Origin of the sequence: Edaphovirga cremea (genome assembly GCF_003332275.1) — a bacterium.
GTDB lineage: Bacteria > Pseudomonadota > Gammaproteobacteria > Enterobacterales > Enterobacteriaceae > Edaphovirga > Edaphovirga cremea.
Genome location: NZ_QOVA01000007.1, coordinates 119,729 through 146,019 on the forward strand (window position 1 = coordinate 119,729; position 26,291 = coordinate 146,019).

The following is a 26,291-nucleotide window of genomic DNA, read 5'->3' on the forward strand; positions in this document are numbered from 1 at the left end:
ATAAATGGCTTACTGACCGGGCTGCGGGTCGATCAACCGACGCTGTGCTCAAGGCTTATCGCCAGCAGTTTCTGCGCTTCAACCGCAAACTCAAGCGGCAGCTCAGAGAAAACATCCTTACAAAAACCGTTAACTATCATTGAAATCGCATCGTCTTCACTGATCCCGCGCTGCAGGCAGTAAAAGAGTTGGTCATCACCGATTTTTGATGTGGTGGCTTCATGCTCCAACTGCGCAGAATTGTTGCGCACTTCCACATACGGGAAGGTATGCGCTGCGCTGTCAGGGCCAATCAGCATGGAGTCGCACTGGGTAAAGTTACGGGCGTTATCCGCACCCGGCAGGATTTTCACCAATCCCCGGTAGCTATTCTGGCTATGCCCGGCAGAAATCCCCTTGGAAATAATGGTGGATTTGGTGTTCTTGCCGATGTGAATCATTTTGGTGCCGGTGTCGGCCTGCTGGCTGCCGCTGGTCAACGCCACCGAGAAGAATTCGCCAATCGAATTGTCCCCTTTCAGGATCACACTCGGGTATTTCCAGGTGATCGCCGAACCGGTTTCAGACTGTGTCCAGGACATTTTCGAGCCAGCCCCTTCACACAGCGCACGTTTGGTCACGAAGTTCAGGATACCGCCGGTGCTCTGTTTGCTGCCGGAGAACCAGTTCTGCACCGTGGAGTATTTCACCTCGGCATTTTTGTGCAGGATGACTTCCACGACGGCCGCATGCAGTTGATAGGTGTCACGCGCGGGAGCGGAACAGCCTTCAATGTAGCTGACATAGCTGTCTTCATCGGCGATCAGGATAGTTCTCTCGAACTGACCGGTTTTGGCCGCATTGATGCGGAAATAGGTCGACAACTCCATCGGGCAGCGCACACCTTTCGGGACGTAAACGAAGGTACCGTCGGAGGCGACAGCCGCGTTCAGCGCGGCAAAAAAGTTATCCTGCGCTGGTACCACGGTGCCGAGATATTTGCGCACCAAATCAGGATGTTCCTGAATCGCCTCACCGAAAGAGCAGAAAATAATGCCCTGCTCCGAGAGTTTTCCGCGATAGGTCGTCGCTACCGACACCGAGTCAAAAATAGCGTCGACTGCCACTTCCGCCCCTTCGCGAACCGGTACGCCCAACTGTTTGAACGCCTCTTCCACTTCGCTGGTCAGGTAGTTTTTGTGGGTTTCCACGGCGGGAACGCCGAGCGCTTCGGCAGCGGAGGGTTCCTGCGTGGCCCCAGGTTGCGAACCACAAGTGTCATCACAACTGCCGCAAGACGGTGCGGAATAGTAGCTATAGTCCTGATAATCGAGCGGGGCGTAGTACGCTTTCAACCAATGGGGTTCTTCCATTTTGACCCAGGCGTGATAAGCCTGCAGGCGGAATTCAAGCATCCACTCTGGTTCATTTCTTTTGGCCGAAATCGCCCGTACAACGTCTTCGTTGATGCCAGACGCCAGTTCATCAGTCGCCAACTGGGTGAAGAAACCCTCTTTATAGTTCTCTTCACCGGCCCAGACTTGCACACTATCCGGGATTTCTACATTGCTTCGTGTCATGGTGGTTACGTCGCTTAAACGCCAAAACTCTCGCCGCACCCGCAGGCGTTCTGAGCTTTAGGGTTATTGAATTTAAATATCTGATTCAGCCCTTCCCGGACGAAATCCACCTCGGTACCGTCAATAAAAGGCATCGCTTTGAGCGGGACAAATAGCTTCGCGCCGTCGCGTTCAAAAGTCAGGTCATCGCTGGCCGGTGTCTTGGTCAGATCCAGCACATACGTAAAACCCGCGCAGCCGGACTGTTTCACCGCCAGTTGCAGTCCCTTGACGTCAGGATCCTGCTTAATCAAATGTTTAATCTGTCTGGCTGCCGACTCGGTGATCGTCAGTCCCTGCCACAGATTGTCCTCCAGTGAGAACGTTGCAACTTCAGTTTGCATCAGTCATACCTCACAGTGATCTCTTCTTTAGTTTAGTGCTTTATCACCATCTTAGTGATAATGATTATCACTTCAACCTCTTGTTTTAAGAGGGTATAGCGATAATCACCCTTTTGCGGGTCATATCCCTGAGTATAAATTCAGCACGGGAAAGTTGATGTAAACAAACGTGCTAAACAAGCTGTTGAATAGTTTGTGAATTTTATGTTGCCAATTTCTCACCCGCGTAGTGAATCAGTATAAATTTCCTCCATTATAAAACATTCATCGAAAATACCTATTTATGAATTTGTCGCTGGCTATAAGGATTACTTAAAGCTTCAGGCTTATTTTTTGTCAGTTTGAACGCCTTAGAGGGAAAACGCGCTCCCCATCCTTCATAAGCATAACAGCCGTCAATTTTTGGGCGTAAAAAAACGCCGCAGCTTATGCATACGGCGTTTGATCACTGGAAAGTCAGGAGGCAGGCGCGTTGATAACCGCGGTGGTCAGGCGCGACGTGCAACACAACCGCCCTTCTGTATCGAACACCTCGATTTGCCACACCTGATGGCTGCGCCCGGTATGGAGCGCCCGGCACACGCCGCGCACCGGCCCCTTGCGCACTGCGCGTATGTGGTTGGCATTGATTTCCAAACCCACCACCTGCTGATTGCCCTCAGTGCACAGATACCCGGCCATTGATCCCATCGACTCGGCCAGTACCACTGACGCGCCACCGTGCAGCAATCCGAACGGTTGTGTCGTGCGGGAATCCACCGGCATGGTCGCTTCAAGGTAATCGTCACCCAGCACGATAAACTCAATTCCCACATGACCAACCATGCATGCTTGACCGGTCTTGTTCAGCATGTCGAGGGTGGCTTCGCGTCGCCAAATTCTCATATCAGCTCCAATAACGCCTGTAATGGGTGGCGCACACCATTGCCTTCGATGCGTTTAACCTGACTGCGGCACGAATAGCCGGTTGCCAGACAGCGTTGACGCGGTAAACGTTGCAGTGACGTATGCCACGACAACTCGTAAATCCCCAATGAATTGGCGAGGTTCTTCGCTTCATGCCCGTAGGTTCCGGCCATACCGCAGCAACCGACGCTGACATTTTCGAGCTTCGCGCCAAAACGTGAGAAAATCGACGCCCATTGCTGGGTACTGGCTGGCAATGCCGTGGTTTCGGTGCAGTGACCAAACAGATACCACGACTCCCCGCTCATCTGCTGTACCGGTTTATCTGCCAGTACACCCTGTAACCACTCATGCACCAATTGTACCTGGAAGGAACCGCGCGTATCGCCAAGAATCTCTTTGTACTCATCGCGATAGCAGAGCACCAATGCCGGATCAACGCCCACCATCGGCATCCCCAATTGCGCAATACGGTTAAGGAAATCAGCCGTTTTGCGCGCCGTCCTGGCAAATTTGACCATAAAACCTTTGATGTGTTGCGCTTTGCCGTTTGGCGAGAACGGCAGCAGGACCGGCTTCAGACCGAGCTTCTCGACCAGACGAACAAAATCGGCCACCACGTGGGCGTCGTAATAACTGGTAAACGGATCCTGCACGATCAGCACATATTCACCGCGATTGGCTGGCGGTATCTTCTCAAGCTGCTCCAGCGTCATGGTTGCGGCACTGTGCCCGAGCATCTGCTGGCGCAGCGTCGGCGTTGAAAGCAGCGGTAAATCCACCATGCCAATAGTACCGCGGCTCATTTCCCGTACCCACGGCTGCTTGAAGAAGAAGTTAAAGAACTTCGGTACCTTCGCCATCAGTGGCGTATAACTTTCAACGCCTGCCACCAGATAATCCCTGGCGGGGCGCAGGTAACGCGTATGGTAAAGCTGTAGGAAGCGCGAGCGGAAGCCGGGCACATCAATCTTGATCGGACATTGGGTCGAACAGGCTTTGCAGGCCAGACAGCCTGACATGGCCTCTTTTACCTCGTGCGAAAAGTCATACTCCCCCTTGCTGGCGTGCCATGAATTGCGCGTTTTATCGAGGAGCGTGCGGAAGCTGATCCGTTTCTTCTCGGCCAGACTTTTCTCCAGCTCCAGCGGATCCACGCCCTGCTCCGCCAACAGGCGCAGCCATTCACGCACCAACCCTGCCCGCCCTTTCGGCGAATGAATGCGGCTGCCGGTAATTTTCATCGACGGGCACATCGGGCTTTTCACATCGAAGTTAAAACAGAGGCCGTTGCCGTTACACTCCATCGCGCCGCGAAACGCCGTTCGCACATTGAGCGGAATACGCCGATCAAAGGTGCCACGTTTCACCGCATCCACCTTCATCATCGGCGCATCGTTACCCAATGGCGCACAGATCTTGCCAGGATTCAGACGGTTATCGGGATCGAACGCCGACTTGATGCGACGCAGTTCAGTAAACAATTCCTCACCGAAAAATGCCGGGCTGTATTCGGCACGGAAACCTTTACCGTGTTCGCCCCACAGCAGGCCGCCATATTTGGCCGTCAGTTCAACCACCTGATCGGAGATCTGCTTCATCAGCACTTCCTGCGCCGGATCGCACATATCCAGCGCGGGGCGCACATGCAATACGCCCGCATCCACATGGCCAAACATGCCATAACTCAGATTGTGGCTGTCGAGCAATGCGCGGAATTCGACAATATAGTCAGCCAGATGCTGCGGTGGCACGCAGGTGTCTTCCGCAAAGGGGATCGGTTTTGCCTGCCCTTTGGCGTTACCCAGCAAACCCACGGCTTTCTTGCGCATCGCATAGATGCGTTCAATTCCCGCCAATTCCCCGCAGACCTGATAACCGATCACGCCATCACGTTTATCCGACATCAAACCATCAAGCCGCTCGCAGAGTTCTGTCACCTGCTTCTCGATCAACGCGCTGTCGTCACCGGCAAACTCAACGATATTCAGGCCCAGCATTTCCTGATTGGGCACGTCAGTAATCAATTCGCTGACGGAATGCCAAACGATATCTTCCCGCGCCAGATTGAGCACTTTCGAGTCGATGGTTTCTACCGACAGCGCGTTGGCCTGCACCATTACCGGCGCATTGAGCAATGCAGAGTTGAAAGAGTCGTACTTGATATTCACCAGACGCCGGACTTTCGGGATCGGCGTAATGTCCAGCCGCGCTTCCGTGATAAAGGCCAGCGTACCCTCCGCGCCCGTGAGGATTCGGGTAAGATCGAAGGTTTGCAGATCGTCACTCAGTACGTGACGTAAATCATAACCGGTGAGGAAGCGGTTAAGTTTTGGGAATTTCTCGATAATCAGCGCGCGGTTTTCACGACAGCGATCCAATACCGTGCGGTAAATCCGTCCGAGGGTGGACTGCTCTTCACCCAACTTCTCCGCCAGTGCGGTCGGGATCGCCTGCGTGTCGAGCATCTCCCCACCCAGCAGGATGGCGCGGAGCCCCAGGACGTGGTCCGATGTTTTGCCGTAGACCAATGAACCCTGACCGGAGGCGTCGGTGTTGATCATGCCGCCGAGCGTTGCACGGTTGCTGGTCGACAGTTCAGGCGAAAAGAAATAACCGAAAGGCCGTAAATAGTCATTCAGTTGATCCTTGATCACCCCGGCTTCGACCCTGACCCAACCCTGCTCAGTGTTGATATCCAGAATACGATTCATATAGCGTGACATATCAACAACAATGCCGGTATTCAGCGACTGACCATTGGTGCCGGTACCCCCTCCGCGAGGCGTAAAGACCAGACTATGGAAACGCTCCTCCCCTGCCAATCGGGCCAGCAGCGCCACATCAGACGTTGAGCGCGGAAAAACCACGGCATCCGGCAAGAGTTGATAGATGCTGTTGTCAGTCGCCATCGTCAAGCGATCGGCATAACTGGTCGCCGTATCACCGTTGAACCCGTTATCTTTCAATGCTTCCAAAAAATCGAGCACCAGTTGAACCATGCCTGGTGCCTGAGAAATTTGTGGGATCATATTTTTGACCCTGTCCTTTTTATGTTGTGTATAACGAATAGATGTTGTGTATCTCGCCTGTCCGCCTACTACCCGATCTGTTGTGCAGATCCATCTTTTTTTTTCGCCATAAAATTACCACACTTCTTTTTTATGCGCGCCTGCCCCCTAACATAAACCGTACCCCTACGGGAGGCCACAACAAATGATGCTGCCTGGCTGTGAAAAATCTCAAAAATGCATCATGATTAGCAGATTGTTCTCCGGCAAATTTGCCTTATACATTGATGAGATCCATGCATGAATTATCCGCATAAGAATTATGACTTGCCCCGCATTATGTTTGGGGTGTTGTTCATCGCCCTGATGACGGTTGCCAGCATTTGGGTGGTACAACCCTTTATTTTAGGCTTTGCCTGGGCAAGTATGGTGGTCATTGCAACCTGGCCTCTGTTAATAAAAATTCAGGCTCTCTTGTGGGGGCGGCGGTCATTGGCCGTCATCGTCATGACCTTACTGTTGATCCTGCTGTTCGTTCTGCCCATTGCCCTGCTGATTAGCAGCGTCGTAGATAATGGCGGCGCGCTGGTGGCACTGGCCAGTGACCCGTCAAAATTACATGCGCCGCAATTGCAGTGGCTACAGGCAATCCCGATCGTGGGTAACAAATTGTACTACGGTTGGCAGGGTCTGCTTCACGGCGGGAACGGCGCAGTCATGGGAAAAATCCAGCCTTATATTGGTCAGGCGGCAGGATGGTTTGTGACGCAGGCGGCCAATATCGGACGGTTTGTTTTGCACTGTTCGCTGATGGTTCTGTTCAGTATTCTGCTCTACTCGCGCGGCGAACAAGTGGGCATGGGGATCCGTCATTTTGCCTTCCGGCTGGGTGCTGAGCGCGGTGATGCAGCGGTATTACTCGCCGGGCAGGCAATCCGCGCGGTGGCGTTGGGCGTGGTGGTTACCGCCATTGTTCAGGCGCTACTCGGCGGGATTGGTCTGGCGATTGCCGGTATTCAATACGCGACGCTGCTAACCGTCGTCATGTTTGTCTGCTGTGTTGCCCAACTCGGGCCGCTGTTGGTGCTTATCCCTGCCATTATCTGGTTGTACTGGAGCGGTGATACCACCTGGGGCACCGTTTTGCTGGTCTGGAGTTGCGTGGTCGGGACTCTCGATAACGTCTTGCGTCCGATGTTGATTCGTATGGGTGCGGATCTGCCAATGATTCTGATTCTGTCAGGCGTTATCGGTGGATTGCTGGCCTTCGGAATGATCGGTTTGTTTATCGGTCCGGTTGTGCTGGCTGTTTCCTACCGCCTGATCTCTGCGTGGGTCAACGAAGCCCCTGAGCCAGAAAAAGATCTGCATGAAGTCGCACAAGACATCGAAGATATGAAGCACTCTTAAAAGTAACGTTTGTCGCCGGATGCTGCCGCTTGTGGCATCCGGCTTCCCCAGATGACACCCTCAGCCCCGCCGTTTTCATTGCCTGCCTTTTTGCATTCGACCAGTTTCTCTTTTATATGGCGATAATCCTAATCGATATTTGTTGAACGCCCGCGATTGCAGGAGCTTACTGATTCATTGGCTGGGAAGGATTTTCGATTAGGATGATTCTTACAGACTAACTTTCGCCCGCCCCTTAATATTGAAACCAGATCGGATTTCAACCCACTGATTTATATACAAGCTTTCCCCTGAGTGAGTATTAAAAATCATCTAATTGCTGTGTGTAGTCTTTGCCTGTCATCCAATGATGGGCTTTTTTTTGCCTGTATTTTGCCTATTCCTTTATGCTGCCCTTCCGCTATAGGTTTTCACGTATTTATAAATAAAAAGTGATAAATAAAAAGCCACCGCCGAAGCGATGGCCTTTAGTTGTGTCGTGCCACATCAATTCTTGCGTATGAAATGTGGCGTATTAAGCTGGCGTATCGGCGCTATCCGCTTTATTCACTTCCGCCAGACTTACCCAGGTTTGCACCACGGTGTCAGGGTTCAGGGACAAACTGTCGATCCCCTCTTCCATCAGCCACGCGGCAAAATCCTGATGGTCAGAGGGGCCTTGCCCACAGATTCCAACGTATTTACCGTGACGCTTGGCGGCCTGAATCGACATCGACAGCAGTGCTTTCACCGCCTCGTTGCGCTCATCAAACAGTTCTGAGACCACGCCAGAATCGCGATCCAGTCCCAACGTCAATTGAGTCATATCGTTCGAACCAATGGAGAATCCATCGAAATACTCAAGGAATTGATCGGCCAGCAGTGCGTTGGACGGGATCTCACACATCATGATCACTTTGAGTCCGTTTTCACCACGCTTCAAACCCTGGTTCGCCAATTCAGCCACCACGGCTTTCGCCTGTGCAACGGTTCGAACGAAGGGAATCATGATCTCGACGTTGGTCAAGTCCATGTCATTGCGCACGCGTTTCACCGCTTCGCATTCCAGGGCAAAACAGTCACGGAAGCTGTCAGCCACGTAGCGGCCAGCACCACGGAAGCCCAGCATTGGGTTTTCCTCATGAGGTTCGTATTTCTCGCCCCCCACCAGATTGGCGTATTCATTGGATTTGAAATCAGACAACCGCACGATCACCCGCTTCGGCCAAAACGCCGCACCCAGCGTTGAAATCCCTTCGGTCAGACGCGCCACATAGTATTCCACCGGATTGTCATAACCCTGCATCAGCGTCTGGATCTCCCTTTGCACGGCAGGCTCTTGCTGATCAAATTCCAAGAGTGCCTTCGGATGGACGCCAATCATCCGGTTGATAATAAATTCCAACCGCGCCAGACCGACACCTTCATTCGGCAGGCAGGCAAAATCAAACGCACGATCCGGATTACCGACGTTCATCATGATCTTCAGCGGCAGATCCGGCAATTCATTGACTTCCGAGCTTTGCACTGAGAATTCAAGCAGATCGCTATAGACGTAGCCAGTATCACCTTCTGAACAGGAAACCGTGACTTTTTGGCCTTCTTTCAGCAGATCCGTCGCATTGCCGCAGCCCACAACCGCCGGGATACCCAATTCACGGGCAATGATCGCCGCGTGGCAGGTGCGTCCGCCGCGATTGGTGACAATCGCCGAGGCTTTCTTCATGATCGGTTCCCAGTCAGGATCGGTCATGTCGGTAACCAGGACGTCACCCGGCAGAATGCGGTTCATCTCACTGATATCATGAATTACTTTAACCGGGCCTGCACCGATGCGGTGGCCGATAGCGCGCCCTTCAACCAGCACATCACCGCGATCGCCGAGCTGATAACGCTCCATCACCTGACCGTTGGAACGCACCGTTTCAGGACGCGCCTGAACGATAAACAGCTTGCCGGTGTGTCCATCTTTTGCCCACTCGATGTCCATCGGGCGGCCATAATGTTTCTCAATCTGCACGGCCTGTTTCGCCAGAGACTGGATTTCTTCGTCGTTCAGACTGAACCGGGTACTGAGTTCAGTTGGCACATCTTCGATACGCACCTGTTTGCCATGCTCCTGAGTCGGGGCATAGACCATGCGGATTTTTTTCGAGCCCAGTGTACGCCTGACGATTGAAGGTTTGCCCTTCTCCAGCGTTGGCTTGTGGACGTAGAACTCGTCTGGGTTGACGGCCCCTTGCACCACCATTTCGCCCAAACCGTAGGCCGAGGTGATAAACACTACCTGATCAAAGCCAGATTCCGTGTCGATGGTAAACATCACGCCAGCAGACGCCAGGTCAGAACGTACCATGCGCTGCACGCCTGCCGACAGAGCGACACCGCGATGATCATAACCCTGATGCACGCGATAAGAGATCGCACGATCGTTGAACAATGAGGCATACACGTGTTTGACCGCGATCATTACCGCGTCAAACCCCTGCACATTAAGAAAGGTTTCCTGCTGCCCAGCAAAGGATGCGTCAGGCATATCTTCCGCCGTGGCTGAGGAGCGCACGGCAAAGGAGGCGTCGTCATCGTCAGATGAGAGTTCTTCGTAAGCTTCCCGGATCGACTGTTCCAGCGCGGGCTGGAAAGGTGTATCTACAATCCACTGGCGTATCTGCTTGCCTGCTTTGGCTAATTCACTGACATCATCGATATCAGTCTCATCCAGCAGTTCATAAATGCGCTGGTTGACGCCGCTTTGTTCCAGGAAGTCGTTAAACGCCTGAGCCGAGGTAGCAAAACCATTAGGCACTGAAACACCCAGCTCAGAGAGGTTGGTAATCATTTCACCCAGAGAAGCATTCTTGCCTCCCACCTTATCTACGTCATTCATTCCAAGCTGGTTGTACCAGAGAACATTACGCACGTCAGACTCATTGTTAGACATCGAAACAATCCTTTTGACATTCAGTGAGATACAATTGGCAGTCGCTGAATAATCTAAATCAGCTTTCTGAGATTAGCACAATGATCAATAAAAACAGGACAGGTGAATCGATCCACCCCCTGTAACTTTTTTATTTCAGATAAATCCAAATATAATTGCTTTTTTAGAACGCAATTATCCTTATGATATTCATGGTTTTTCATTCATAGACACCATCATGATGAAAGATAAATTCCATAACTATAATTAATAATATGAAAATTTCATTTAACTAAGAAATATCTCCCTGTCATTTTTAATTATTTATAAAATAAAACAGCATTTCATGATTAAAGTTAATTGCTTATTTTTTTACCTGCCAAAAGAAATAAACAATTAGCGAATTAGATGTTATTTTTAATTCAATGAATGGCATTTCCCGGTGTATAGCAAAGGAGTATTGCGTTGGAAAGAAGCGTATTTTACATCTCTGATGGCACGGCAATCACCGCTGAGGTGCTTGGACATGCGGTGCTGTCACAATTTCCAGTGAAGGCCACCATTTTCTCCCTGCCGTTTGTGGAAACAGAAGGGCGCGCCCGCGGAGTTTGCCAACAAATAAATGATATTTATGAGAAAACCGGCGTTCGCCCGTTGGTGTTTTATTCGATTATCGCGGCGGATGTCCGGCAGATCATCAACAGTAGCGAAGGGTTCTGCCAGGATATTGTGCAGGCGCTGGTGGGGCCGTTGCAAAATGAACTCGGCGTCGATCCCATGCCTGTCGCCAATCGTACCCACGGTCTGACCGAAAGCAATCTGGGCAAATATGACGCTCGTATCGCTGCCATTGACTACACGTTGGCGCACGATGACGGCATTTCGCTGCGTAACCTCGATCAGGCGCAGGTGATTCTTTTGGGGGTTTCCCGCTGCGGCAAAACGCCCACCAGCCTGTATCTGGCGATGCAATTTGGCGTGCGCGCGGCCAACTACCCCTTTACCGCCGACGACATGGACAATATCCAACTCCCGGCCGCCCTGAAACCTTTCCAGCACAAGCTGTTCGGTTTGACGATCAACCCAGAAAGGTTGGCAGCAATTCGCGAAGAGCGCCGGGAGAACAGTCGCTACGCGTCACTGCGACAATGCCGGATGGAAGTTGCCGAAGTGGAAGCCCTGTATCGCAAAAACCAGATCCACTATCTCAATAGCACCAACTATTCGGTAGAAGAGATCTCAACGAAAATTCTCGACAGTTTTGGCATGAGTCGCCGTCTGTTCTGATCTGTCCGGTGGCAATTTTATGCCACCGGTCACTTTCCTCATTTTCCCAATATTTTTTTGATAATTCCCTGCATATCCCGCGTGCAATGGTTGAATTCATCTGGTTTTCCTTTATTGTGATCTCCATCACTTCCCGGTATTCCTGCCGCAGCGAAGAAAAAAATTTCGAGAACAGTATGTACAAGACAGATGAACTGCGTACGACGCGCATCGACAGCCTTATTACGCCCCAGGCTTTGGCGGATAAGCTGCCGATCTCGGCGTCTGTTGCAGATAACGTGACGGCGTCGCGGCAACGCATTGAGAATATTATCAGCGGGAAAGATCAGCGTCTGCTGGTGGTCATTGGCCCGTGTTCTATCCACGATATTGAAGCCGCTATCGATTACGCCGCGAAATTAAACGTTTTACGCGAGCGTTACCAGGATCGGCTTGAAATCGTTATGCGCACCTATTTCGAAAAACCGCGTACCGTTGTGGGCTGGAAAGGAATGATTTCCGATCCTGAGCTCAATGGCTCGTTTCGGGTTAACCACGGCATAGAACTGGCGCGCAAACTGCTGCTGGCGGTCAATCAGATGGGGTTGCCTACCGCCACTGAATTCCTTGATATGGTGATCGGCCAGTATATTGCCGATTTAATCAGTTGGGGCGCCATAGGTGCTCGTACCACCGAGAGCCAGATTCACCGTGAGATGGCTTCCGCGCTCTCTTGCCCGGTCGGCTTTAAGAATGGCACTGATGGCAATACCCGTATCGCCATCGACGCGATCCGTGCTGCCCGTGCCGGTCATATGTTTCTGTCACCCGACAAGAGTGGCCAGATGACCATCTATCAGACCAGCGGCAATCCTTACGGCCATGTGATTATGCGTGGTGGGAAAACCCCTAATTATCACGCCAGCGATATTGCTGCGGCCTGCAAAAACCTGAGCGAATTCGACCTGCCGCAGCGTCTGGTAGTCGATTTCAGTCACGGTAATTGTCAGAAGCGCCATCGCCAACAGTTGGACGTCGCACAGGATATTTGTCAGCAGATTCGCAGCGGATCAACGGCCATTGCCGGTATTATGGCGGAAAGTTTCCTGCTGGAAGGATCGCAAAAAATCGTTGCCGGGCAGTCGCTGACCTATGGTCAGTCGATCACCGATCCCTGCCTGAACTGGGACGACAGCAAGACTTTGCTCGCCATGCTGGCCGACGCCGTCGACAGCCGTTTCTAGTTGTTATCCCTTCAGTTCATGGGCGCATTACTGCGCCCTATTCTTCACGACCTGCCTGCACTTTTGATCCTGCGATCGCCACCTGCTCGACCTATCACAAAGCCAACAAATTTTTCTTGATGTAACCGCCCGTTGATATGATAATGATTCTCACATTGAGATTAATTCACATTAACATTTACACTATGCAGAAAGATGTCCAATCCAATGATATTTCGCCGACTTCCGAGAACACCGGTTCCGCTATCCGCGAGATCGGCTGCATTGACAGTGAAACCCTTCTCGGTACGCAGGGCATGGTATTCATCAATCATCAGGGCCAGCAATACCAATTGCGAGAAACCAAATCCGGTAAGTTGATCCTGACAAAATAATTCGTTCGTTTATCCATTTGTATCCAGCGTAACTGGAGCGGTCGGTCGCTAATCCTTATGAGATCAGCCGCCGTAACTTCATGTATGACGGGTATGTATGACGAATGTGTGTAACGAGTATTTGTAACAAGTAATAAGCAAGCCACCCAGATTTCAAGATCGAGGCAGCCAGCAAATCTATTGATATGTTTTCGCATATGGAGAATTGCATAATGCCTCAGCACCTGACTACCCGGCTGCGTTTTTCAGCGTTGAGCCTGGCCATCGCCTGTGCTCTGCCGATGGTAGCGCACGCAACATCAACACCATCTGCCACGCCATCAGTGACAGATTCAAGCACAACTTCCGCCACTACCCGCGATGAAATGACCGTGACTGCCACAGGCAATCAGCGCAGCAGTTTTGAAGCGCCGATGATGGTCACCGTCGTGGACGGTAAGAGTCCGGAAAGTCTCACGTCATCCTCCGCCAACGATATGCTGCGCCATGTTCCGGGCGTGGCGATTTCTGGCACGGGTCGAACCAACGGACAGGATATCTCGCTGCGCGGCTACGATCGTCGTGGCGTACTGATTTTGGTGGACGGCATCCGTCAGGGAACGGATACCGGCCATATCAATAGCACTTTCCTCGATCCGGGTCTGGTCAAGCGGGTCGAAGTGGTTCGTGGCCCGTCGGCTCAACTGTATGGCAGCGGAGCACTGGGTGGCGTGGTCTCGTTTGAAACCGTCGATGCCGCCGATCTGTTACTTCCTGGTCATGACAGCGGATTCCGCGTCTTTGGCCTCGGCGCCACCGGCGATCACAGTCTGGGCATGGGTGCCAGCGCCTACGGCAAAACCGATGATCTTGACGGCTTGATCTCTTTCGGTACCCGCGATGTCGGCAGTATTCGCCAAAGTGATGGTTTCGATGCACCCAATGATGAAACCATCAGCAACGTGCTGACAAAAGGCACCTGGCAATTCGATCCGGCGCAATCCATCAGCGGTAATCTGCGCTACTACAATAATCGCGCAAAAGAGCCAAAAAATCCGCAAACCAGCGACATCTCAAGCGGCAATGTCCTGACCGATCGTTCCACTATCCAACGTGATGCCCAACTCGGTTATCATCTGAAACCTCTCGATCAGGAATGGGTTGACGCCACGGCAACCGTTTATTACTCCGAAGTGCAGATCAATGCCCGCCCTGAAGGTACGGATGAAGAGGATCGCAAACAGACGACCAAAGGTGCCAAGCTCGAAAACCGTACCTATCTGTTTACCGACAGCATCGCGTCGCACTTACTGACCTATGGTTCTGAGGCGTATAAGCAGGAGCAAACGCCTGGCGGCGCAACGGAAAGTTTCCCTCAGGCCGATATCAATTTTGCTTCGGGCTGGCTGCAAGATGAAATCACCCTGCGCGATCTGCCGGTCTCCATTCTTGCCGGAACCCGCTATGACAACTATCGCGGCAGCAGCGACGGCTATGAGGACGTCAACGCAGACCAATGGTCTTCGCGGGGTGCGGTAAGCATAACCCCGACTGATTGGCTGATGGTGTTTGGTTCCTATGCGCAGGCTTTCCGCGCCCCGACCATGGGCGAGATGTACAACGATTCCAAACACTTCTCGATGAATATCGGCGGTAACACGCTGACCAACTATTGGGTGCCGAATCCCAATCTGAAGCCGGAAACCAATGAGACGCAAGAGTATGGTTTCGGGCTGCGCTTCGACAACCTTCTGTTGGCCGACGATGATCTGCAATTCAAGGCCAGCTATTTCGATACCAACGCCAAAGACTACATCACCACTGGCGTAACAATGGATATGGCAAGAGGCCCCAACGGTTTTTACTGTAGAGAGTGTTCAACGTATTCCACCAACATCGACCGGGCGAAAATCTGGGGTTGGGACGCAACCATGAGCTACAAAACGCAATGGTTCAATTGGGATCTCGCCTATAACCGTACCCGCGGGAAAGACCGGGATACGGGCGACTGGCTTTCCAGTATCAACCCGGACACCGTCACCAGTATGCTCGACGTTCCTGTGGTAAACAGCGGTTTCTCAGTCGGTTGGGTGGCAACATTTGCTGAGCGCTCAACGCGGGTCAGCAGTGATTACTCGGAACAGGCGGGTTACGCAGTGAATGACTTTTACCTGAGCTATAAAGGCCAGAATGGATGGCAAGGTATGACCACCACCGTGGTTCTCGGCAATGCCTTCGACAAGGAATACTACTCCCCGCAGGGTATTCCACAGGATGGCCGCAACGCCAAACTGTTCGTCAGTTACCAGTGGTAAGTGGGCGTGGTGTCGCAGGGCTGGCTCTGCAGCACCACGCTGTTTGTACATTATATTTATGCAATGACGACCCAAATAATAAGAGCCAATAGGAGCAAATATGAACTCATCGCTTTTTCAACGTTACCAGCAAGCTAAAGCAGATCACCCCAAAAAATACGCCCGTGATCTGGCTGAATCACTGAACGTCAGCGAGGCAGAACTGACCCATGCGCGTGTAGGGCATGACGCCCAGCGCGTGCAGACCGATGCCCGTACCTTGCTCGCAGGATTGGAACAGGTGGGAGAGACCAAGGCGATTACCCGTAACAGCTACGCGGTACATGAGCAAATGGGCTTTTACCAGCACCAGCATCTGAGCGGCCACGCCGGGTTGATCCTCAATCCCCGCGAGTTGGATTTGCGTCTGTTCTTGCAGCATTGGGTGAATATATTCAGCGTGACAGAGACGACTGCGCGCGGAGAACGCCACAGCATCCAATTTTTTGACCAACAGGGTGATGCGGTACACAAAGTCTATACTACAGAATTGACCGACATGGATGCATGGCACGCGCTGATTGCGGCATCGATCGGTGAAGACAATCCACCGCTGGCGCTTATCCCGGCCACGACTATAGCGGTGAATCCGGCTTCAGAGAGCGCATCTGAGGCAATCGACAGTGAGTGGCGCGCCATGACCGATGTGCACCAATTCTTCCAGTTGCTTAAACGTCACGATATCAGTCGGCAACAGGCGTTCAAGGCCGTGGGTGACGATTTGGCCTATCGCGTTGATAACACGTCATTAAGTCAGTTGCTGTCGGTGGCACACGAGCAGCAGAACGAAATCATGATCTTTGTTGGCAACCGCGGTTGCGTGCAGATTTTCACGGGGAGGATCGAAAAAGTGGTTCCTTACAATGAGTGGATCAACGTCTTCAATTCACGTTTTACCCTGCATCTGATCGAAAACGCCATCAGCGAAAGTTGGGTCACCCGTAAACCAACCCAGGATGGTTTCGTGACCAGTCTGGAGCTGTTTGCAGCCGACGGAACGCAAATTGCGCAACTGTATGGTCAACGCAGCGAAGGACAACCCGAACAGACACAATGGCGCGAACAAATCGCCTCGTTAATCAATAGGAATATTGCCGCATGACAACCCCGACCCGCTCTCCCCTGCGTTGGATCGCACTGCTGCTGAGTCTGGCAGCCTCGCTCCCCGCCGTGGCAAACGAACGTATTGTTTCAATTGGTGGCGACGTGACTGAAATTGTCGCTGCACTGGGGGCTGGCGATCAGTTGGTCGCTCGCGACAGTACCAGCCTGAAACCTGCCTCTGTTACCGCACTGCCTGATATCGGTTACATGCGCCAGCTCAATGCCGAAGGCATTCTGGCAATGAAACCCACCCTGGTGATCAGTAGCGAACTGGCCGAACCGTCACTGGTTCTTCAGCAAGTTCAGGAGAGCGGCGTCAACGTCGTCCGCGTACCCGGTACCACCACACTGGATGCGGTAACGGTAAAAATTTCAGTCATTGCCAACGCGCTGGGCCGTAAGGCTGAGGGTGAAAAACTGGCGGCTGATTTCACGGCAAGACTGAATAACGTCGCGATAACGCCAGTTCCCGTCAAAGTATTGTTCATCATGAGCCACGGCGGTGCGACGGCTTTGGTGGCGGGACAAAACACTGCGGCGGATTCCATTATCCAGGCTGCGGGCGCAACCAACGCCATGCAGGGCTTCAGTCGTTACCGTCCATTGTCCCAGGAGGGCGTCATTGCCGCAGCACCGGATTTACTGTTGCTGAGCGATAGCGGCATCAAGAGTTTGGGTGGCGTTGATCAGATCTGGAACCTGCCGGGCATGGCAATGACCCCAGCCGCGCGCAACAAGCGCATGCTGATTGTGGATGACATGTCACTGCTCGGTTTTGGCCTGGAAACGCCTGAAGTGCTGATGACCCTGCGCCAGGCCCTGGAGCAGGTGAAATGAGTGAGAGCCGGACAATGAACGCCCAGCCACGCAGGCGGTTACGGATCACCCCCGTATGGACCGTTCTGGGTCTGGGCGGGTTGTTGATCTGTCTGGCTCTGGTTTCCACCAATATGGGGGCGCTACAACTTTCCGTGACCACGCTGTGGCATACGCCGTGGCAGGATCCGCTATGGCATATCTGGTTGAATATCCGGCTGCCGCGGGTGTTGCTGGCCGTTTTGGTCGGTTGTGCCCTCGCCTGTTCCGGTACAGTGATGCAAGGGCTGTTTCGCAACCCGCTGGCCGATCCGGGTTTATTGGGTATCAGCAGCGGCGCAGCCCTGTTCGTGGCGTTACTGATCGTTATGCCCTTTTCACTTCCCCCCTTACTGGCGCTTTACAGCCATATGATTGGCGCGTTTGCGGGCAGTCTGGCGATCTCATTACTGATCTTTGCCCTGAGCCAGGTGGGTCACGGGAATCTGGCCAGATTGCTGCTGGCCGGTATCGCCATCAATGCACTTTGCGGTGCCGCTGTGGGTATGCTGACGTATACCAGCGACGATCAGCAGTTGCGGCAATTTTCGCTCTGGAGCATGGGTAGTCTGGGGCAGGCGCAATGGTCAACGCTTGCTGTCGCAGCGTCGTTGATTCTCCCCGCCTGTACGGCGAGCCTGCTGCTGGCCCGCAAGCTCAATCTGCTGCAACTCGGTGATGAGGAGGCCCACTACCTCGGCGTTAATATCCGGCGCACCAAACTGACCCTGCTGCTGCTGAGTGCCTTGATGGTGGGTACTGCCGTCGCGGTCAGTGGCGTGATCGGGTTTATTGGTCTGGTCATACCGCATCTGATCAGAATGCAGGTAGGGCCGAACCATCGCTGGCTGTTACCCGGTGCGGCGCTGGGTGGAGCCTGCCTGTTGCTGGTTGCCGATACGCTGGCGCGCACTCTTGTCGCCCCGGCTGAGATGCCGGTTGGACTATTGACCAGCCTGATCGGCGGCCCCTATTTTTTATGGTTGGTACTGCGCCAGCGGGAGAGATCCAATGCCTGATACCACTCTCTGGCTTGACGCCGAACATTTGCATTTTCACGCTGGAAATCGCTGTCTGATTGACGACATCTCCCTGCAACTGCACAGTGGGGAATTGGTGGCCATTATCGGCCCGAACGGGGCAGGTAAATCGACGCTACTGCGATTACTGACCGGTTACCTGCAACCGCAGCAGGGCGAGTGCCACTTATTGGGAAGCCCGCTCAAAAGCTGGCAACCCGAAACACTGGCTCGCACCCGGGCGGTCATGCGCCAGCACAGTGAACTGGCGTTTGGTTATAGCGTTCGGGAAGTGATTCAGATGGGTCGTTCCCCACATTCACAGCGCGCAGGCGCAATGCGTCAGGACAAGCTGGCAATAGACGACGTGATGGCACAGACGGACTGCCTGCCCCTCGCCGATCGTGATTACCGCCAGCTTTCAGGTGGGGAACAACAGCGCGTCCAGCTCGCCAGGGTATTGGCCCAGCTCTGGCAGCCGGAGAACACCCCACGCGGCCTGTTCCTTGATGAACCCACATCCGCGCTCGATCTCTACCACCAGCAACATACGCTACGCTTGCTGCACCGCTTAACCCGTGAGCAGCCGCTGGCCGTGTGTTGTGTGCTGCACGATCTCAATCTGGCCGCGCTGTATGCTGACCGGATTTTCCTGTTGCATAACGGGAAGCTGGTTGCCAGCGGAACGCCTGCGGAGGTATTGACCAGCGCCATACTGACACGTTGGTATCAGGCTGACCTTGGTGTACACCCTCATCCCGAGCATTCATTGCCGCAGATTTTTTTACGTCAATGATTTATTTACGTCGATGGTTTATTTACGTAAAGAATGCAGATGCCGGGCGGACATGCCCGGCATCACGCCTCAGCTGGAACAGGAAATTTCCAGATGTTTCCCCCAATCCGGCGGCAAGCGGGCCAGATCCGCGAACTCGGGTGCGTCACCGTAGGGATCGCGCAACGCCTGATGTAACCGCGCCAGCACGCTGATGTCATCCTCCTGCGCCCGCTCGATCGCCTGCTGCGCCAGATAGTTGCGCAAAATAATCCGGGGATTGGCCAATTTCATGCTCTGCTGGCGCTCACTGTCGCTCACATTTTCATTTTGCAACCGCTGGCGATAGCGCTGATACCAGCCGTCAAATGCCTGTCGATCGATAAACTCATCGCGCAATGGTGAATACGCCTCATGCTGCGCGACATCGCTCAGCATGCGGAAGGTTTGGGTGTAATCCCGCCCCTCTTTGGCCATCAGACTCAACAGATCGGTCAGCAGGGAATTGTCCCGATTGTCTTCGGTGAAAAAGCCCAGTTTTGCGCGCATTTGTTGCCCATAGGCGGCCATCAACGCAGGTTCATAGGCGGCAAGTGCCGTTTCGAGTTGCTCAATGGTCATCAATCCAGACAATGCCTGCGCTAATCGATGCAGATTCCACAACCCGACTGCAGGCTGGTTGTCATACGCATACCGTCCCTGATGATCGGAATGGTTGCAGATGTAACCCGGTTGGTAATCATCCAGAAAACCGAAGGGACCGTAGTCGATCGTTAGGCCGAGGATCGACATGTTATCGGTATTCATCACCCCATGGGCAAATCCCACCGTCTGCCAGTGGGCAATCAGTCGCGCAGTGCGTTCAACGACATCTGTAAACCACTGCTGATAGCGTCCCGGTTGTCCGCTAAGGGACGGCCAGTGTTTTTCAATCACATAATCAGCGAGTTGCTGTACCTGTTCCGGCTGTTGGCGATAATAGAAATGCTCGAAGTGCCCGAAACGAACGTGGCTTTCCGCCACCCGCAATAACATTGCGCCACGTTCAGGCTGTTCACGGAATACCGGCTGATCGCTGGTCGTGATGGTCAATGCCCGCGTGGTCGGAATGCCCAGATGATGCAGCGCTTCCGATGCGAGAAACTCGCGTATTACCGAGCGCAGGACTGCGCGGCCATCCCCCATCCGTGAATAAGGCGTCAGCCCGGCACCTTTAAGATGCCAATCCATGCTTCGGCCATCAGTCAATTTCTGCTCACCCAGCAGGATGCCGCGCCCGTCGCCAAGTTGCCCGGCCCAGACGCCAAATTGATGACCGCTGTAAACCTGCGCCAGCGGCTGCATCCCCTCCAACAAAATATCGCCGGACCAAACCCCCTGCTGCTCAGGGCTAAACCAACTGTCATCAAGACCCAGCTCTTTTGCCAGGGGTTCACTGTGATAAAGCAAACGCGCCCCTTTCAACGGCGTGGGTGGCAAGGCAGTATAAAAGCCAGGAAGCTGGTTGAAATAGCTGTTCTCAAAATGTGGCATAAGCCCTCCTCTCTTCAGTGTAGAACCCCTCGAAGAGAATTAACACGGAGAAAAAACAGGGAGAAAGATCGCTATACCATAAAAGAATGGACTAAAAACGAGACGGAAAATCAGGAATAATGGCAAACAGAAGGGAAAATAGTCTTTACAACTCACTGGCGAACGGCAAGGGGGAAGTGAGCAAACAATTCAGTGCGTTTTCATCGACGCCCGGCCATAACATTCCCTGAACACCAGCAAAAGGCTGATCGTTCAACGCGGAAAAATAATCTTTCGTATCAATACCATCAATAACAACGCCCTGACAAAAGCGGTTAATATTTCTCAGGAGGGATGGAAGGATAATCTTGTAATTTTCACCTGCGACCAACTGCCAGAAAAAATTCCTGTCTGTTTTTACGTATTCAAACAGATGATCGAATAATGGCGCAAGATGGGCATTCCCCGAACCAAAGTTGACCAGCCACAACCTGAAGTGCTTGCTGAGCTCAGATAAAACGGGATTCCGTTTGCCCAGTGAGATATCGGGGAAGGACTCGCTCACTTCCAAACGAATAAAAGATAAGGCGGCGAGTTTATTGCGTAAAATGACATCAGAAATAATTAACTGAGCCAGTGATTGATCCACAAAAATATTCAGCAATATCCCATGTTCTAAAAACCATGCCTGCTGCGTTGTCGCATAATTGATCTGCTCATCAAGCATCTGGGTTAATTGTTGTAAATCTAGGGACTTCGTGACGAGTTCTATTGGCATCGTCAACTTTCCGTCTTCACTATTGAACCGGTTCGCTAATTCTACAGCGAGCAACTTACCGATCCGGGAATAGACGGGTTGGCACCAGAAGCTACTTAGAAAAGCCGTATCGAGTTGAATTTCCATTTTCTTTCCAGACAGGTAATGGCTCAGCAATATCATATTTTACGGAATTTACCGATGAGATTATCTTAAACCCATCGTTAAAACCAATGATGTAACGTAGATAACGAAAATGTATAAATTTAGATAATAATTCGTAGTTACCTGATTATTTAAGGACGGTGGTTAACCACTGCTGCAACTGCCGTAACTCCTGCTGCTGCGCAGGAAAACGCGCAATCACTTTTTCGCAGCACGCGGCGACATCATCGCTGCGGTAATAGCAACCGGGAAGCAATTCGGCCAGCGTCTCCAACGGTTCTGGATTAAGGCTGTCTGTGTAGATTTTCGCCCGACCGATCGCCCCTTTCTCTACATCAAAAAATATCTCAACCCCGCCCCAGACAAACCGTTCATCAAGTGAATGACTAAAAGCCGGTGCCTTACCGAAATTCCACTCCCAACTGCTTTGTTTGGCGAATTGTTCAGGAAAACCGGGCAGATCGGGATAAACATCCGGAGAAATGATTTCAGGCTCCACGCGACTGCCGTAATAGTTGAAAAAGGCTTCCATGGCTGCCGCGCATATTTGTTCATGGTTGATGTCAGGCAGGAATTCACTGAGATTTGCCACCCGGGAACGCACAGACGTAATCCCTTTGGCCTGCAGTTTTTTTACGTCGGGATTCAGGTAGTTCGCCAGTCGACTCAGATCGGCATCCAACAGCAATGTGCCATGGTGAAAGCCGCGATCGGCTGTTTCACGGTAGGCCGATCCGGAAATTTTCCGATCGCCATCCGGTGTCGCCATAACCAGATCGTTACGGCCTGATGCGGATGCGTTGATACCAAGAGAGTTCAACGCATCGAGGATAATACCGGTAGAAACGCTTTTGTCGTATTCCGGCTTGCCCGCCATAAAGGTGAAACAGGTATTGCCGAGATCGTGGAACACCGCGCCACCGCCACTGCTGCGACGGGCCAGTTTGATACCATCCTGCTCCATCCGCCGGGTATTGCACTCTTTCCAGGGATTCTGCGCCTGACCGATAACGACAGTTTCAGCATTGCGCCACAAAAAGAGAACGCGTTGCGTCGTCATCTGGCGAAAGATACAGTCTTCAACCGCCAGATTGAACCACGGATCGTAGGAATCAGAGAGTAGTAGCCGCAAGCTTTTCATAGAGATCACACCAAAGATTGTTTGCGATTATATTATCAGCAAAATCAATCATGACCTCATGATATATACCCTAAATAATTTGAGCCGCAGGACAAATCTGCTTGGAGCAGATTTGAACGCTGCTTGCAGCGGCCCCTTTAGGGGCGAGTCCCAGGGATGGGACGAGTAACGCGACAAGGACGAGAATCCCCAGGAGCATAGATTACTATGTGACTGGGGTTCGAGGACGCAGTCAACGCATCTGCGGCTCGAAGTATGACGGGTATATTTAGATGCGTCGCGCCTGCCAGTACGCCTTCTTCCAATAAACATTCTCAAGCGAGGAGCGCATTACGCCGCGACTGGTTGATGCGTGAATGAATTGATCGCCGGTGTCATAGATACCAACGTGAAGCCCACTTTCGCCACTGCCGGTTTTGAAAAAGACCAAATCACCGGGTAATAGCTCGTCACGCGAGACTTTGGTTCCCAGCTCGGTTTGCGCTTCGGTGGTTCTGGGGAGTTGCAGGTCAAAGCGATCGCGGAAGGTTCGGTAGACAAAGCCGGAGCAGTCCACGCCATTTTCATCCAGTCCACCGTAACGATAGGGCGTACCTTGCCAGTGACGTAACTGATCGTTCAATTGCGCCACGACGGTAATAGAATCCGCCAGTCGACCGCTTGGTGGTGGCGCATGACTGCTACAGCCTGTTAGTACCAGGCTGGCAAGAATCAGGCTGAATATAAATGCCCCTGTCCGCATGACTGACATTCCTGTATTCGCGATGAAACAAACAATATGTGATCGGATGCCCCCTCCCTGCTACATCATTTACGCAGGGTATAACTTGTTGAAATATAGCACGGGCAATAATGGCGTCTAGTCTGAGTTTCGGATAATGTTTGATTGTGCGCAGATTCTGTTCATTTGACGGGGAAATTAATAGCTCACGAATATGAAAATGCGGAAAAGTGTCCGCCTTATAAATACCTCACATTGCAAAATAGGCTTTTACTTTACAGATTGAATTGTTCTGTTTATTTCGCCTTGAGGCGCTTTATACCCTCGGGTTTGCTGTAAATAAGCCAAATGCCCAGCAGAATACACAACGTACCCACAGTTTTTAGCCAATGAAGCGATTCGTTGAACCAGGGTAAAATAACCGCCGCCAGGTACACCAGCGCGTAACTGATACTGAGCAGTGGATACGCGCGGTTCAACGGTAATTGCCTGAGCGCAAAAAACCAACACATCATAGATAACGCATAGGCAAACACCCCGCAGATTACCGCTGATGGATTGCGCCGGATCGAATTGCCAGGTGCCTTTTGTCAGCACGTTGCTGATGGTTTCATCATTGGGTGCATCGAAACCATCACTTTGGCGATACTGAAAAACAGCAGCGGCATGAGCGTCCAGCACAACGGCCCCAGAACCAGTCGCAACCAGACCAGTACCAGCGCCAACAAAAATCCTGAGATCGCAATGACGCTGCCAACGACGCTTAACAGACGCAGCGGCGTGGTAGTTAAACAGGTGATCAGGTCGTACATCAGATTAATCAGGCTATATTTTGAGTCGCCATATTCGCGCTCAGCATGATGAACGGGGATTTCAATGGTTTTCCGGGCAAACGTAGTCGCCCATCGACTTGCCGGTAGCGCGCTGGATCATCCTGTTAATCAGCTTTGAAGCCGATTTACGAAACCAGGAATCGCGACGGTTTGCCCGCACCGTTCCGACCACGTCATTGCCCTGCTCAGCCGTCGCGACCAGACGTGGGATCTCTTCCGGCGGATTTTGCAGATCGGCATCCAAGGTAATGACCAGATCGCCGCTGACGTGATGGAAACCGGCCATAATCGCCGAATGTTGTCCATAGTTGCGATTTAGCGCTACGGCAATCACATGATTAGCGGGAATTTCGGCTACCGCAGGTTTGAAATCGTCATGGTGGATACACTAGATGAATAACCTTAATTGAACCTTAAGAGAGAAAAATGATGAAATGTTTATTTATATATTGATAATTATGCAAAAATATCAATAAAATCAAGTTAATAAAATAAAACCAAATAAATCATTCATGCTCGTTTTTATGGAAACAGAATGATTTAATGCGTCACTTCAAATTTTAAAGCGGAAAAACAAATTAAAAAAAACACCAATTGTAAGAATTGATGCTTAGTAATGACTGGATGCTTCTATCGTTGTTATTAATTACGCCGTTCGCGTCATTAACCAATGGTGATCGTCCAAAGAGTGGAGTTGAAAACCTACTTCAAAAACGGGGGATAATATTGCCGGCTGCATCACTTCCACTGCCGAACCGCAAGCGATGACGCTGCCATGCTGCATCAGCCACACCTGATTTGCCTGTTGCAACGTCTGATTGAGATCGTGGGCGCTGATGATCACGCTGCGTCCCGATTGGCAAAATTCATCAATGAGTTCGTTCAGCGCCAGTTTCTGCGCAACGTCGAGACTATTTTCTGGCTCATCCAGCAGCAAAAGCTGGCTATCAGGATTCAGCGTCGGCCAGACTTGCAGCAAAGACGCCGCCAACCGCACACGTTGCCACTCACCACCAGAAAGTTGGTCCACGCTACGCGCCAGTTTATCATTTAGGCGCAATCGCAAGGTCAGGTAGGCGATCGTCTGTTCAACGTCATTCTCAGAGGCCGTAGCGGGCTGGTGCAGTGCCAGAAACTGAAAAACCGGCATCAACGATACCGGCGACTGTTGCTGGGCAAGATAAGAACGCAGGCGGGCCAGATCGCTGCCCGTGCACGCCTTCAACGGCGTGCCATTCAATACTATCTCTCCCGTTGAGGGCAGCATGCCAGCCAGACTCGCCAGCAGTGTGCTTTTCCCAGCGCCATTGGGACCAATCAGATGAACCTGCTGGCCAGACTCGACCCGCGCACTGAAGGGCAAGAGGCGTTGCGGTACGCCAACCTCATGAAGAGACAACATCAATTTACTTCGCCAGTGCCAGTTTGATGGATTGCAGAATCAGGGGATCCTGCGGTTCCATATCGGGTGCGAAACGCTCAATGACTGTACCGTCACGACCGATCAGGAATTTCTCAAAATTCCACAGGATATCGCCAGGCTGTTTTGGCTCACGGCCTTTGCTTGCCAGACGTTGATAAAACTCACTGCCTTCGGCCTGTACTGCCTGCGGTTTCGCCGCAATCAACTGCTGATACAACGGATGACGCTGCTCGCCATTGACTTCAATTTTGGTAAACATCGGGAATTCCACGCCAAAGGTTGCCCGGCAAAATTCTTGAATCTCCTCATTTGAACCGGGCTCCTGTCCGGCAAACTCGTTTGATGGGAAACCCAGAACCTCGAAACCTTGGTGATGCCAGGCTTTGTAGAGGTCTTCCAACCCTTCATACTGCTTGGTCAGACCGCATTTGGACGCCACATTCACCACCAGCAATACGGAGCCTTTATACGCGCCCAGAGTGGTAGCTTTCCGGTCAATGGTTTCTAATGCAGTATCAAAAATTGCATTGCTCATTCTTTGTTATCCTTTGATTCAGCAGGTTTTATATTCTCCGTCAGCGAGAACACTGATGGACAGCGA

Annotated in this window: 20 protein-coding genes and 2 pseudogenes; 9 read left to right on the plus strand and 13 right to left on the minus strand. The window is 52.1% G+C overall.

From position 1 onward, the window contains the following. Positions 1 to 32: 32 nt before the first annotated feature. The 4 genes from sufB to ydiJ all read right to left on the minus strand — a co-directional run bounded on the left by sufB (position 33) and on the right by ydiJ (position 5,880). The gene (gene sufB, locus DRI82_RS12040; protein ID WP_114193932.1) at positions 33 to 1,559 is read right to left on the minus strand and encodes a Fe-S cluster assembly protein SufB; all 1,527 of its coding nucleotides are present in this window, start codon (positions 1,557 to 1,559) and stop codon (positions 33 to 35) included. A gap of 14 nt (positions 1,560 to 1,573) precedes the next feature. Next, positions 1,574 to 1,942, minus strand: a complete 369-nt coding sequence (gene sufA / locus DRI82_RS12045) for a Fe-S cluster assembly scaffold SufA (protein ID WP_114193934.1) — start codon at positions 1,940 to 1,942, stop codon at positions 1,574 to 1,576. A 456-nt stretch (positions 1,943 to 2,398) separates the two neighbouring features. Then, positions 2,399 to 2,827: a 1,4-dihydroxy-2-naphthoyl-CoA hydrolase gene (menI, locus tag DRI82_RS12050; RefSeq protein WP_114193936.1), complete on the minus strand. Its 429-nt coding sequence runs from the start codon at positions 2,825 to 2,827 to the stop codon at positions 2,399 to 2,401. Beyond that, positions 2,824 to 5,880, minus strand: a complete 3,057-nt coding sequence (gene ydiJ / locus DRI82_RS12055) for a D-2-hydroxyglutarate dehydrogenase YdiJ (RefSeq protein WP_114193938.1) — start codon at positions 5,878 to 5,880, stop codon at positions 2,824 to 2,826. Before ydiJ ends, menI begins: the two co-directional genes overlap by 4 nt. A 279-nt stretch (positions 5,881 to 6,159) precedes the next feature. Between ydiJ and ydiK the strand changes: the two genes are divergently transcribed. Continuing rightward, positions 6,160 to 7,269: an AI-2E family transporter YdiK gene (ydiK, locus tag DRI82_RS12060; protein ID WP_114193940.1), complete on the plus strand. Its 1,110-nt coding sequence runs from the start codon at positions 6,160 to 6,162 to the stop codon at positions 7,267 to 7,269. Between the two features lie 514 nt (positions 7,270 to 7,783). Here the strand turns inward: ydiK and ppsA are convergent. Beyond that, positions 7,784 to 10,189, minus strand: coding sequence for a phosphoenolpyruvate synthase (gene ppsA / locus DRI82_RS12065; protein WP_114193942.1), 2,406 nt, complete (start codon positions 10,187 to 10,189; stop codon positions 7,784 to 7,786). 444 nt (positions 10,190 to 10,633) lie between these two features. Between ppsA and ppsR the strand changes: the two genes are divergently transcribed. The 8 genes from ppsR to DRI82_RS12110 all read left to right on the plus strand — a co-directional run bounded on the left by ppsR (position 10,634) and on the right by DRI82_RS12110 (position 19,159). Then, complete coding sequence (ppsR, locus tag DRI82_RS12075) at positions 10,634 to 11,455, plus strand: posphoenolpyruvate synthetase regulatory kinase/phosphorylase PpsR (RefSeq protein WP_114193944.1); 822 nt, start codon at positions 10,634 to 10,636, stop codon at positions 11,453 to 11,455. A gap of 176 nt (positions 11,456 to 11,631) precedes the next feature. After that, positions 11,632 to 12,678 carry a 3-deoxy-7-phosphoheptulonate synthase gene (locus DRI82_RS12080; RefSeq protein WP_114194155.1) on the plus strand — a complete coding sequence of 349 codons (1,047 nt, stop codon included), beginning with the start codon at positions 11,632 to 11,634 and terminating at the stop codon, positions 12,676 to 12,678. 185 nt (positions 12,679 to 12,863) lie between these two features. Further along, entirely contained in the window at positions 12,864 to 13,052 is a 189-nt protein-coding gene (gene hemP / locus DRI82_RS12085; protein ID WP_114193946.1) for a hemin uptake protein HemP, read from the plus strand. Between the two features lie 212 nt (positions 13,053 to 13,264). Beyond that, entirely contained in the window at positions 13,265 to 15,346 is a 2,082-nt protein-coding gene (locus DRI82_RS12090) for a TonB-dependent hemoglobin/transferrin/lactoferrin family receptor (protein ID WP_114193948.1), read from the plus strand. Positions 15,347 to 15,446: 100 nt separating this feature from the next. Continuing rightward, complete coding sequence (locus DRI82_RS12095; protein ID WP_114193950.1) at positions 15,447 to 16,487, plus strand: hemin-degrading factor; 1,041 nt, start codon at positions 15,447 to 15,449, stop codon at positions 16,485 to 16,487. Continuing rightward, positions 16,484 to 17,326, plus strand: coding sequence for a heme/hemin ABC transporter substrate-binding protein (locus DRI82_RS12100; RefSeq protein WP_114193952.1), 843 nt, complete (start codon positions 16,484 to 16,486; stop codon positions 17,324 to 17,326). Before DRI82_RS12095 ends, DRI82_RS12100 begins: the two co-directional genes overlap by 4 nt. A gap of 14 nt (positions 17,327 to 17,340) precedes the next feature. After that, complete coding sequence (locus tag DRI82_RS12105) at positions 17,341 to 18,363, plus strand: FecCD family ABC transporter permease (RefSeq protein WP_114194157.1); 1,023 nt, start codon at positions 17,341 to 17,343, stop codon at positions 18,361 to 18,363. Continuing rightward, positions 18,356 to 19,159 carry a heme ABC transporter ATP-binding protein gene (locus DRI82_RS12110; RefSeq protein WP_114193954.1) on the plus strand — a complete coding sequence of 268 codons (804 nt, stop codon included), beginning with the start codon at positions 18,356 to 18,358 and terminating at the stop codon, positions 19,157 to 19,159. The genes DRI82_RS12105 and DRI82_RS12110 overlap by 8 nt, the downstream gene beginning before the upstream one ends. Before the next feature lie 69 nt (positions 19,160 to 19,228). Here the strand turns inward: DRI82_RS12110 and DRI82_RS12115 are convergent, their stop codons facing one another. The 8 genes and pseudogenes from DRI82_RS12115 to DRI82_RS12150 all read right to left on the minus strand — a co-directional run bounded on the left by DRI82_RS12115 (position 19,229) and on the right by DRI82_RS12150 (position 26,225). After that, positions 19,229 to 20,671, minus strand: a complete 1,443-nt coding sequence (locus tag DRI82_RS12115; protein WP_114193956.1) for a protein adenylyltransferase SelO — start codon at positions 20,669 to 20,671, stop codon at positions 19,229 to 19,231. A gap of 145 nt (positions 20,672 to 20,816) precedes the next feature. Next, complete coding sequence (locus DRI82_RS12120) at positions 20,817 to 21,554, minus strand: EAL domain-containing protein (RefSeq protein WP_114193958.1); 738 nt, start codon at positions 21,552 to 21,554, stop codon at positions 20,817 to 20,819. 145 nt (positions 21,555 to 21,699) lie between these two features. Continuing rightward, positions 21,700 to 22,713, minus strand: coding sequence for a lipoate--protein ligase (gene lplA / locus DRI82_RS12125; RefSeq protein WP_114193960.1), 1,014 nt, complete (start codon positions 22,711 to 22,713; stop codon positions 21,700 to 21,702). 268 nt (positions 22,714 to 22,981) lie between these two features. Continuing rightward, positions 22,982 to 23,455, minus strand: a complete 474-nt coding sequence (locus DRI82_RS12130; RefSeq protein WP_114193962.1) for an NlpC/P60 family protein — start codon at positions 23,453 to 23,455, stop codon at positions 22,982 to 22,984. Positions 23,456 to 23,730: 275 nt separating this feature from the next. Beyond that, positions 23,731 to 23,985: pseudogene (arnF, locus tag DRI82_RS12135) on the minus strand (4-amino-4-deoxy-L-arabinose-phosphoundecaprenol flippase subunit ArnF); the annotation flags it as partial. A 72-nt stretch (positions 23,986 to 24,057) separates the two neighbouring features. Beyond that, positions 24,058 to 24,628 (minus strand): annotated as a pseudogene (locus DRI82_RS12140) (glycosyltransferase); the annotation flags it as partial. 285 nt (positions 24,629 to 24,913) lie between these two features. Continuing rightward, a complete protein-coding gene (gene btuD, locus DRI82_RS12145; protein WP_114193966.1) occupies positions 24,914 to 25,669 on the minus strand; it encodes a vitamin B12 ABC transporter ATP-binding protein BtuD in 756 nt (251 codons plus the stop codon). Positions 25,670 to 25,673: 4 nt separating this feature from the next. Then, positions 25,674 to 26,225 (minus strand): glutathione peroxidase, encoded by a 552-nt coding sequence (locus tag DRI82_RS12150; protein ID WP_114193968.1) that lies wholly within the window; start codon positions 26,223 to 26,225, stop codon positions 25,674 to 25,676. Positions 26,226 to 26,291 lie beyond the last annotated feature (66 nt).

Excerpts from the sequence above, each read along its gene's own strand:
- lplA (WP_114193960.1), bottom strand. The coding sequence starts at position 22,713 with ATGAAAAGCTTGCGGCTACTACTCTCTGATTCCTACGATCCGTGGTTC.
- DRI82_RS12090 (WP_114193948.1), top strand. The coding sequence starts at position 13,265 with ATGCCTCAGCACCTGACTACCCGGCTGCGTTTTTCAGCGTTGAGCCTG.
- DRI82_RS12095 (WP_114193950.1), top strand. The coding sequence starts at position 15,447 with ATGAACTCATCGCTTTTTCAACGTTACCAGCAAGCTAAAGCAGATCAC.
- DRI82_RS12120 (WP_114193958.1), bottom strand. The coding sequence starts at position 21,554 with ATGGAAATTCAACTCGATACGGCTTTTCTAAGTAGCTTCTGGTGCCAA.
- DRI82_RS12150 (WP_114193968.1), bottom strand. The coding sequence starts at position 26,225 with ATGAGCAATGCAATTTTTGATACTGCATTAGAAACCATTGACCGGAAA.
- DRI82_RS12115 (WP_114193956.1), bottom strand. The coding sequence starts at position 20,671 with ATGCCACATTTTGAGAACAGCTATTTCAACCAGCTTCCTGGCTTTTAT.
- DRI82_RS12105 (WP_114194157.1), top strand. The coding sequence starts at position 17,341 with ATGAACGCCCAGCCACGCAGGCGGTTACGGATCACCCCCGTATGGACC.
- DRI82_RS12100 (WP_114193952.1), top strand. The coding sequence starts at position 16,484 with ATGACAACCCCGACCCGCTCTCCCCTGCGTTGGATCGCACTGCTGCTG.
- hemP (WP_114193946.1), top strand. The coding sequence starts at position 12,864 with ATGCAGAAAGATGTCCAATCCAATGATATTTCGCCGACTTCCGAGAAC.
- ydiJ (WP_114193938.1), bottom strand. The coding sequence starts at position 5,880 with ATGATCCCACAAATTTCTCAGGCACCAGGCATGGTTCAACTGGTGCTC.
- DRI82_RS12110 (WP_114193954.1), top strand. The coding sequence starts at position 18,356 with ATGCCTGATACCACTCTCTGGCTTGACGCCGAACATTTGCATTTTCAC.
- sufA (WP_114193934.1), bottom strand. The coding sequence starts at position 1,942 with ATGCAAACTGAAGTTGCAACGTTCTCACTGGAGGACAATCTGTGGCAG.
- btuD (WP_114193966.1), bottom strand. The coding sequence starts at position 25,669 with ATGTTGTCTCTTCATGAGGTTGGCGTACCGCAACGCCTCTTGCCCTTC.
- ppsA (WP_114193942.1), bottom strand. The coding sequence starts at position 10,189 with ATGTCTAACAATGAGTCTGACGTGCGTAATGTTCTCTGGTACAACCAG.
- sufB (WP_114193932.1), bottom strand. The coding sequence starts at position 1,559 with ATGACACGAAGCAATGTAGAAATCCCGGATAGTGTGCAAGTCTGGGCC.
- menI (WP_114193936.1), bottom strand. The coding sequence starts at position 2,827 with ATGAGAATTTGGCGACGCGAAGCCACCCTCGACATGCTGAACAAGACC.
- ydiK (WP_114193940.1), top strand. The coding sequence starts at position 6,160 with ATGAATTATCCGCATAAGAATTATGACTTGCCCCGCATTATGTTTGGG.
- DRI82_RS12080 (WP_114194155.1), top strand. The coding sequence starts at position 11,632 with ATGTACAAGACAGATGAACTGCGTACGACGCGCATCGACAGCCTTATT.
- DRI82_RS12130 (WP_114193962.1), bottom strand. The coding sequence starts at position 23,455 with ATGCGGACAGGGGCATTTATATTCAGCCTGATTCTTGCCAGCCTGGTA.